This is a genomic window from Nonomuraea aridisoli (genome assembly GCF_003236395.1).
Taxonomy (GTDB): domain Bacteria; phylum Actinomycetota; class Actinomycetes; order Streptosporangiales; family Streptosporangiaceae; genus Nonomuraea; species Nonomuraea aridisoli.
Genome location: NZ_POUD01000569.1, coordinates 1 through 1,262, shown reverse-complemented (window position 1 = coordinate 1,262; position 1,262 = coordinate 1). Strand labels below are relative to the sequence as shown.

Sequence of the window (1,262 nt, the reverse complement as noted above, 5' to 3'; positions counted from 1 at the left end):
AGCGCTAGTCTCGTGGGCTCGGAGATGTGTATAAGAGCCAGGCCGTAGCGTCCGGTGACCGGGAAACCCTTCGTTCACGGGAGGCCGGGGCTTCTCCTGGTCTTGAAAGGAGCAGATTCTTGTCTGCTGTCGTCCGGGCACTGCCCGTTCTCGTCGCTCTGCCGTTCCTCGCCGCTCCCTCCCCGGCGTACGCCGCCACCGAAATCTCGTGCCGGGCCGCGGGGAACGCGCACTTCCTGCCCGGTGTGCAGATGACCGTGCAGTCGCAGCACGTCACCTATCGCGGCACCCAGCAGGACTGCATCGACCACAGCGCGCTCGGCATCACGGCCGTTCGGTTCAGCGCCGAGTTCGAGGGCGTGGACCTCGCGTGCGTGGATCGCGACTTCGCACGCGGTACGGGCACCGCCACCCTCCAGTGGCAGCTGGGAAAGGCCAAGCCGACGAGCACGGCGGACGTCGCCATCGAGGACACCACGGCCAACCGGGTCACGATGTGGGGTGTGGTGCGGGAAGGCGTGTTCGAGGGGCGGCGGTTCCGGGGCGCGTTCGACACGAGCCTGCTGGGCGGGGCGGGCCGGTGCGAGGCGGGCGCCCTGTTCGGCGGGGTCCGGAGCGCGCCCTTCGAGGGAAGCTTCAGCATCGACTGACCGTCGCGCTCCGGGTCTCAGGTGGTCGGGAGTCGGGCCTCCAGGGTCAGCTGGTGATGGTCAGGTCGCGGGACAGGAAGTAGCCGGCGTGGTCGGCCTGTAGGTAGGAGTGGAAGTTGGTGGCCGCCGCACGGGCTGACTTGTCGGCGGTGACGATCGTGATGACCAGGTACTTCTTCGACGCCCCCGTCAGGATCTTGCCGTACGCGTACGTGTCGAGCGTTTTGTCCACGCGCCACCGGACGGCGTCCGAGTTCAGCTTCGACAGCCGATCGGCGGCGGTCTTCGCCGCCTGGTCGGTGGGGAAGGACATCGCGATCTGGACCGCCTTGAGGTGCCCGCCGTACGCGGAGTAGGCGAGCTGGATGGCGCGCTGGCACTTGTTCTTGGCCAGGACGCCGCGCCCGTCCACCGGGTCGCACGAGTCGTACGTCCAGCCGCCCACTTTGTTGGCGTTGAACTTGACCGTTCCCATGGAGAAACGCCAGTCGTCGAACTCGTTGTGCGTGATCGGCGAGCCCGGCGCGGCGCGGTGTGTGCTGGCCGGCGTCTCACTGGGGGTGGTGGACGGCTCCGCCGGCTCCGACGCGGGCGGGTCCGACGGTGTCGGGG

2 protein-coding genes are annotated in these 1,262 nt (G+C 68.6%); one reads left to right on the top strand and one right to left on the bottom strand.

Features of this window, described 5'->3' with window-relative positions; translation table 11 throughout:
* The first annotated feature begins 119 nt into the window (after nt 1–119).
* Entirely contained in the window at nt 120–650 is a 531-nt protein-coding gene (locus tag C1J01_RS48115; protein ID WP_111185828.1) for a hypothetical protein, read from the top strand.
* A gap of 46 nt (nt 651–696) precedes the next feature.
* On the opposite strand, the gene C1J01_RS50875 is transcribed toward C1J01_RS48115, so the two are convergent.
* A complete protein-coding gene (locus tag C1J01_RS50875) occupies nt 697–1,125 on the bottom strand; it encodes a hypothetical protein (RefSeq protein WP_220040498.1) in 429 nt (142 codons plus the stop codon).
* Nucleotides 1,126–1,262: the final 137 nt, after the last annotated feature.

Bases quoted from the DNA above. Each gene is read 5' to 3' on its own strand.
- C1J01_RS50875 (WP_220040498.1), bottom strand. From the start codon at position 1,125: ATGGGAACGGTCAAGTTCAACGCCAACAAAGTGGGCGGCTGGACGTAC.